At 71.9% G+C, this 7,083-nt stretch carries 7 protein-coding genes and 1 pseudogene; 7 read left to right on the top strand and 1 reads right to left on the bottom strand.

Translation table 11 applies throughout. The annotated features are described in order from the left end of the window. Positions 1–689 (top strand): hypothetical protein (locus ACKOQ4_RS08660; RefSeq protein WP_526290847.1); only part of this gene is annotated, 689 nt, incomplete at its 5' end. 26 nt (positions 690–715) lie between these two features. Here ACKOQ4_RS08660 and ACKOQ4_RS08655 read toward each other — a convergent pair. After that, positions 716–1,315 (bottom strand): NrtR DNA-binding winged helix domain-containing protein, encoded by a 600-nt coding sequence (locus ACKOQ4_RS08655; protein ID WP_526290845.1) that lies wholly within the window; start codon positions 1,313–1,315, stop codon positions 716–718. A gap of 165 nt (positions 1,316–1,480) precedes the next feature. Between ACKOQ4_RS08655 and ACKOQ4_RS08650 the strand changes: the two genes are divergently transcribed. The 6 genes and pseudogenes from ACKOQ4_RS08650 to ACKOQ4_RS08625 all read left to right on the top strand — a co-directional run. Next, a complete protein-coding gene (locus ACKOQ4_RS08650) occupies positions 1,481–2,242 on the top strand; it encodes a DUF7229 domain-containing protein (protein ID WP_526290843.1) in 762 nt (253 codons plus the stop codon). Positions 2,243–2,363: 121 nt separating this feature from the next. Then, complete coding sequence (locus ACKOQ4_RS08645; protein ID WP_526290841.1) at positions 2,364–2,918, top strand: protein-tyrosine phosphatase family protein; 555 nt, start codon at positions 2,364–2,366, stop codon at positions 2,916–2,918. Beyond that, entirely contained in the window at positions 2,915–3,922 is a 1,008-nt protein-coding gene (locus ACKOQ4_RS08640; protein WP_526290839.1) for a hypothetical protein, read from the top strand. Before ACKOQ4_RS08645 ends, ACKOQ4_RS08640 begins: the two co-directional genes overlap by 4 nt. A 73-nt stretch (positions 3,923–3,995) precedes the next feature. Continuing rightward, a complete protein-coding gene (locus ACKOQ4_RS08635; RefSeq protein WP_526290837.1) occupies positions 3,996–4,796 on the top strand; it encodes a DUF7229 domain-containing protein in 801 nt (266 codons plus the stop codon). Positions 4,797–4,859: 63 nt separating this feature from the next. Then, positions 4,860–5,042: a hypothetical protein gene (locus tag ACKOQ4_RS08630; RefSeq protein ID WP_526290835.1), complete on the top strand. Its 183-nt coding sequence runs from the start codon at positions 4,860–4,862 to the stop codon at positions 5,040–5,042. A gap of 193 nt (positions 5,043–5,235) precedes the next feature. Beyond that, a pseudogene (locus ACKOQ4_RS08625) lies at positions 5,236–7,083 on the top strand (hypothetical protein); the annotation flags it as partial.

Below are 7,083 nucleotides of genomic sequence, written 5' to 3'. Positions count from 1 at the left end.
CTCCGATGCCCATCACCATCACCCGTGTCACCGCCACCGCCGTCAGCCTCGCCGTCGCCGCCACCTTCGCGGTGAGCTGCTCCCAGACCAAAGAAGCCACCAAGGACGTCGCCTCCAGCGCCTCCAGTGTGGCGTCGTCGGCCGGTAGCGCGGCCAGTAGCGTCGCGACCAGTGCCGCCGGCGCGGCCTCGTCGGCGGCCGGCAGCGCCGCCGGTGCGGTCACCGGCAAGACGACCCTGTTCTACCCCGAAGAGCAGGGGGCGATGTTTTCCATCGAGGCCCCCGACGACTGGAAGGTCGACAAGATCGCCCAGGTCGGCGACTTCGGGTCGCTGGAGAGCCCCAACGGCTCCGTCCTGCAGTTCCGCGCGCAGAACTTCGACACCGAGACCGAGGCCAAGAAGGAGATCGACGACATCGTCGACTCGACCACGGGTTTCCTCAAGGACAACTACACCGACGTCAAGCTCGACGATCCCAAGGACGTAACCGTCGACGGCCAGCCGGGGGCGCAGCTCTCGGGCACCGGGAAGGACAAGGACGGAAACGCGGTGCAGTTCCTCTCGGCGGTCGTCGCGCTGGGCCCGAAGTCGATCGCCGAGATCTGGGGCGCGGTCTTCCCGGAGGGCAACAACGACCTCGACACCGCCACCGCGATCCTGGATTCGTTCAAGGTGGCCAAGCAGTAGCGCGTGGCTGAGCAGCAGTAGCCGTCTCAGCGCTTTCTGCGGAGCAGCTCCGCCGGCCGTCCCCGGCCGCCGGCGTCCTGCCGCTTGCCGGTGCGTTCGAAACGCTCGTCCATCGAGCGGCGAAAGACGTCACGGTCGATCGTGTGTCCGGCGACGGCTTCGTGCGTCTCCAGCAGCTCGCGCATGGTGAACTCGCGGCCCAGCAGGTGGTCGGGGTCGGCCGCCTCCAGATAGCGCCCGCGGATGTCCTTGCGGGCCAACCGGACGATCTGGGCGTGGTCCCAGGCCAACTCGCCCGGCCGGTCGACGGGCACCAGGCGGACCCGCGTGGCCGAACCCGAGCCCAGCGATTGCAGACGCTCTGGCCGCACGGCGGCCACATGGGCGACCGACAGCACCCAGTCGCGGTCGTCGCGGTCGGGGTCGTCGAGCACCGCCAGTTGGCGCTGCCGGATGCCCTCGACGCCGAGCTTGTCGCGCAGACAGCGCTGCACCGCGTCGGCCAGCGTCTCGCCCTTGCGTAGGAATGCTCCGGGCAGCGCCCATGTCTGGGTGTCCTCGCGCCACATCTGGGCGACCAGCAGGGCCCGCTCTTCGAGGTCCGGGCTCAGCAGCGCGATGTCCACCGCGACGATTGGCCGCGGAAAACCGTGCAGTTTTCTGTCAGACCCTCTTGATACCGTCGTCTCAGATGAGTCCGGTAAACGCTTGTCGCCCATAGTGGATCAGCTTAGAGTTCTGGCGATAATCGCGCAAATATGGTAGAGTGGCGTTCGGGAGAAGGGGGAGATATGACAGGAATCAACATCATCGACGCGGTTCTCGTGCTGGGGGACACCGCGACCAAAGACCGCACCGAGATGCTGGCCGAGAGGGCGGCGGAGAACGGCGTACAGATCGCCGAGACCTTCGCCTTCGAGCCCGGCGCCGGGGCGGCCAACGACGACATCACCGACATCGAGGCGGTGGTCGCGGCGCTGGGCCGGGCCGTGGCCACCCGCACCTCGATCTGGATCCCGTTCCCGCTCGAGGACCTGTGCCGGGAGCAGCACCTCAGGCGGCTCGCCCTGGCACTGCAACGGCACGGACTGAACCTGCTGATCGGCCGCGATATGGCGCCGTGCCCGCTCGAGGGCGGCTACAGCGCCGTCGACGCCGCGCTGCGGGTGGAGGTCAAGGCCGTCGACGAGCTCGACAACGCCGCACTGGCCTCAGCCGGACTGCGTACCCTGGGCGCGGAGATCGAGGCCGCCCTGCGCGTGAGCGCTCCGGCGCGGCCCCGGGCATGCCGCGGCGAGCGGATCTTCAGCACCAGGGAGGCGGCCGAGTTCGTCGGCCAGTCCGTGGGCTGGGTGTCCTGGGCGCTGCGCGAGGGTGCGGTCACCGACGCCGACGGTGCGCCCATCGAGCCGTTGCGCGTCGGCCGGGGCCGGCGACGGCGGTTCACCGTGCCGATGATCCGGGACATGGCGCGCTCGTGCCATCGTCTCGGCGTCATCAACCGGCGGGAGTGCGAGCGGGTGCTGGCCGAGCTGTCCCGCACGGCGCGGTAGTGCACGCTGCGCCCACGTCCTGCGGTGGGCACCAGACACCAACTCGCACAACACCTTCCGCATGCGATGACCTGAGGGTCGCTTCGCCTGCTCCATCCATCGACTGAAAGGACATACCGCTATGACTTCAACCAACAGGATCCCGAGCTGGGAGCACGACGAGCTCATCCACGCCTACTGGGTCGTGCCCGGCAGGCTGCTTGCCGGGGAGTACCCCGGGGCCAAGGAGCCCGAGAAGGCCGCCCGCAAGATCCAGACGCTGCTCGAGGCCGGGATCACCTCGTTCGTCGACCTGACCGAGCGCGGCGAGAGCACCCGGGGCGGAGCCCCGATGGTGCCCTACGACGACGGCCTGGCCGCCCGGTACCTGCGCTGTCCGATCCGCGACACCGACGTCATCGACGACGCCGGCTACGACCGGATCCTGGCCCACATCAATGCCGAGATCGAATCCGGCGAGGTGGTCTACGTGCACTGCTGGGGAGGGAAGGGCCGCACCGGAACCGTGGTCGGCGCCTGGCTGATCGACCGGGAGCGCCTGGGCTACCCGGCGGTGATCGACCGCTTGCAGGAACTGCGCCGGGGATCCCGCAAGGACGAGCATCCCGTGCCCGACACCTCCGACCAGCACGACGTGCTGCGCGACCGCGCCCAGCGAAGGGAGGCCTGGGCATGACCGACTGGTTCGAGCGTCTCACCGGTTTCGCCGAGGACGGCTACGCCGCAACACAAGCCCGCCTGCGGGTCGAGGGCGACGAACTGGTGTCGAACGTCAACGACAGGCGCTACGGCATCGGCGAGCTGACCCTGCCGACCCTGGCCGAGCTCCGGGCCCGGGTGAATCCGGCGCGGGGGCAACGCAGTTCGGTGCGAGGACTGGTCGGCGATGCCCGCCTGCTGCACCGCGAGCCGGAGTTCGAGGGGGCGCTGTTCCAGGTGGCGTCGCAGTTCAACGTGCTGGAGATGACGTCGGAGCACGTCACCCCCGAGCAGGGCGTCGCGCGCTACGCGTGGGACCCCACCCAGGGCCCGGCGTGCGCGATCGCGGCCGGGGCGGCGACGATCTACCGCAACTACTTCGTGCCGTTCCCCGACGGCGTCGGGCAGACCGCTCGCCGCCAGGTCGACAACCTGGCCGGCCTCGGCGCGGCGCTGGCCGAGCACATCGGCCTGCCTCTGCGCGCGCTGTGGGAGATGCGCAACGGCTACGCGCTGTGCACCACCGAGGGACTGCGCGCGATCGCCGCGCTGCTCGGCGGGGTTTCCGAGGAGGTGCTCGACGACCTGCGGGGCCGGCTGGCCATCGGGCTTCATCGCGACGTCGAGGTGACCGACCTCGACGGGGACGAGCGCAGGCTGGTCTCCCAGGCGTTCTGTTCGGCGCTGCCGATCGGCTACGGGGTGCGGTCGGCGGACTGGGGGCCGTTCGCCCGCCTGGTGCTGGAGGCCACCTACGAGGCGACCCTGCTGGCCGCGGCCGAACGGGCCGGTTCGGGCGGGTCGGACACCGTCCTGCTCACCCGGGTCGGCGGGGGAGTGTTCAGCAACGACGAGGCCTGGATCGACGGGGCGATCGAGCGCGCGCTGACGGTGGTGGCCGACGCCGGCCTGGATGTGCGGATCGTCGGGTACCGCGACATCGTCCCGGGGGTGCGGGGGTTCGTCGAGCGGTGGGGGTGAGGGACGGCCGGCGCAGCGGATTTGTCAGAGGCCGTCGTTAGCGTGGGCCGCGACGACGAGCGAAGGGGGTTCAGTGGCGCAGTCCACCAACATCAGTTACGCGGTGATCGTGCTGGGTGACCGGGACACCGTGCAGCGGGCCGACCTGCTCGAGAACGCGGCCGCGCAGGGCGCGATCATCACCGGGACCTACAGTCTCGAGCCGGGCGAGGCCGGTCAGCACGACGACCTCACCGAGTTGTCGGTGGTGGTCGAGGCGCTGAGCCGGGCCATCGGCACCCGGACCGACCTGTGGCTGCCCTTCCCGATGGACGACCTCGGGCGCGAGGCGCACGTGCGCCGGGTGAGCCTGGTTATGCAGCGCCACGGGCTGAACATTCTGATGGGCCGCGATCTGGAACCGTGCACCATGGACGGCGGGTTCAGCGCGGCGGACTTCGCGCTGCGCGAGGAGGTCCGCGCGGTCGACGGGCTCGACCACGCCGCGCTGTCGGCGGGTGCTGTCACCACGCTGGCCGCCGAAATCGCGCGGATGCTGGCCGATGCCGCCGAGCATCCTGCTCCGGCGCCGGCCGTCCGGGAGCGGCCGACCGCGGTCGGGGAGCGGTTCTACAGCACCGGTGAGGTCGCGAGATTCTTCGGCAAGTCGCCGCAGTGGGTGTACTGGGCGATGCGCACCGGCGTCTTCACCCGCCCGGACGGCACGGCCATCGAGCCGATGCGGATCGGCAAGAACGGCCGGCGCCGGTTCAGCCTGCCGGTGCTGCGGGAGATGGCCCGGGCCTGCTACCGGCGCGGCATCGTCGGCGAGGACGAACTGCTGGACCTCCTGGTGGTGCTGGAACGCGCCGAGGGGGAAGCCCAGGGGGATTAGGCGCCCGGTCGGGATCGGCCCATCCGGTCTCCGGGTGGAGGCGGGTACGGCACGATGACGGACATGCGCCAGTTCTCTCTGCTCGTCGGCATCATCATGACGCTGTGCGGCGTGCTGTTCACGCTGCAGGGCCTGGGGGTGGTGCAGGGCAGTCCGATGAGCAACACCACGACGTGGGCGGTGCTCGGGCCGATCATCGCTCTCGCGGGAGCGGGGATGGTGTTCGTCAACGTGCGCAAGCGGTAGCCCGCCGAGTCCGGCGGCCCGGGACAAAAGTCCCTTCTTGACCTCGACGGTGAGTGCCGACCTGCTCCTTACCGCCACGCGGCGCGGGAAATCGGAAACGCCCGTGGAAGTTGTCTTCCGTTTCCCGCACCTCGATGGCAATGTGTGTTCCACGAGGGCAGATGGGGTCCTCGATTGATCAAAGGAAACCTTGATGACCGTTGCGCCGCTGCCTGCCCGCGATCCCCACCTTCTCGACAGCGCGGACGGGCGGGTGCGCTCAGGGACGTCCGCCGCTGCGGGGTACTCCCGCTACGTCGGCAGGGTCGGCGCGCTGGCGGTCGCGCTCGGTGTGGGTGCCGCGGTCGTCGCGATGCCGGCGGCCTTCGCCGACACCACCGGGTCATCGGGATCCTCGGGTTCCACGGACACCGGCGCCGCGAGCACCCCGGGCAACGCACGACCGGCCGGGGCGGGACCGTCGTCGGACGCGACGGCCGGCGCGCCGCGCACACCGCGGGCGCGACGCGGTCACTCAGCGGCCGCACCCGCGCCCGCCGCGTCGCGCAACAAGCGCTCAAGGGCGGGCGCCCTGCCCTCCGGGCGTCCCTCGGGATCGCCCGCGGCGCCCGCACCCAGGGCCGCCGCCGCCGACATGCCGGCTCCTGAGGCGTCGCCCCCCGGTTCCGTGCCGTCGCTGAACGCCCCCGCCCCCGCGCAGGCGCCGGCCGCGGCGGTTCCGGCGACGGTGGCCGCGCAGGTCGCCTCCCCGGTGGTCAGCTCTCCACGGGCGGCCGCAGCCTCGGCGCCGTCGATGACGGCGGCCGCGGCTCGCGGCGCGGTGTCCGGGGTCGGCGGAAATCTGTTGTCCTGGTTGGCTTCCGGTGGTTCCGGTGATGCCCCGGCGGTGGCCCCGCTGGCGTGGACTGCGGCGGCCTTCGCCCGTCGGGATCTGGGCAGGGGGTCGGCGGCGCCGGCGTCGTCGACCACGACCACTTCCGGTGGGCTGCTGCTGAACTCACCGAAGGCGTCGTCGACGGGCAAGCTGACCGCCAATCAGTTCCGCCTGTTCGGCGACGGCACGGCGAACAACCCGAACGCCGGCCTGCTCGGCGGCAACGGCTGGACCTACACCCAGTACGAGGGCGCCTGCACCAGCGGGGCGTGCAACGGCGGGCGGGCCGGGTTCCTGTACGGCAACGGCGGCGGCGGGTTCGCCGGCGGCGACGGCGGTTCGGCGGGCATGTGGGGCAACGGCGGTGCCGGCGGCGCCGGCGCGACCGGAGTCAACGCGGGCAAGGGCGGCGCCGGCGGCAACGGCGGCGCGCTCCGCGGCAACGGCGGCAACGGCGGTTCGGGTGCCGCATCGCTGACCGGGGTCGGCGGTGACGGCGGTGCCGGCGGTCGTTCGGGTCTGTCGGGTGTGCTGTCCCTGGCCGGTTCGGGCGGTGACGGCGGGGCCGGCGGTGCCGGGCTGACCGGCGGGGGCGCCGGCGGCGCCGGCGGTGCCGGGGGACTGTTCATCGGCACCAGCGGCAACGGTGGCGACGGCGGTTCGGTGACGGGCTTGGTCGGTGACGGCGGTGCGGGCGGAGCCGGTGGCAACTCGGGCTTCTTGATCATCAAGGGTGCCGCCGGGGATGGCGGCAACGGCGGCAGCGGCGGCTCCACGTACGGCCGGGGCGGCGCAGGCGGCGCCGGTGGCGGGGTCTCCTTCCTGGACCTGGATCCGGCCACCGGCTTCGGCTCGGACGGCGCCGGCGGCGACGGCGGCGTCGGCGGCAACGGGGCTTCCGGCGGCGGCGACGGCGGCACGGGCGGCACGGCCGGTGTGTTCATGGGCAACGGCGGCCGGGGTGGCGATGGCGGCACGGCGCTGCTGTTCGGTAACGGCGGTGCGGGTGGCGACGGCGGGAACGTCGGGGTGCTCTCACTGTTCGGTGACGGCGGCAACGGCGGTGCCGGCGGTGCCGGTAAGTACGGCATCGCCGGAACGGACGGCGTACTGCCCGGTGAGGCCGGCGGGGCGGGCGGCAACGGCGGAGCCGGCGGCAACGGTGGC

The organism is Mycobacterium sp. (genome assembly GCF_046095365.1).
In the GTDB taxonomy this organism is placed as follows: domain Bacteria; phylum Actinomycetota; class Actinomycetes; order Mycobacteriales; family Mycobacteriaceae; genus Mycobacterium.
The sequence above is the reverse complement of the archived record's forward strand: the minus strand, read 5'-3'. Positions and strand labels throughout refer to the sequence as shown.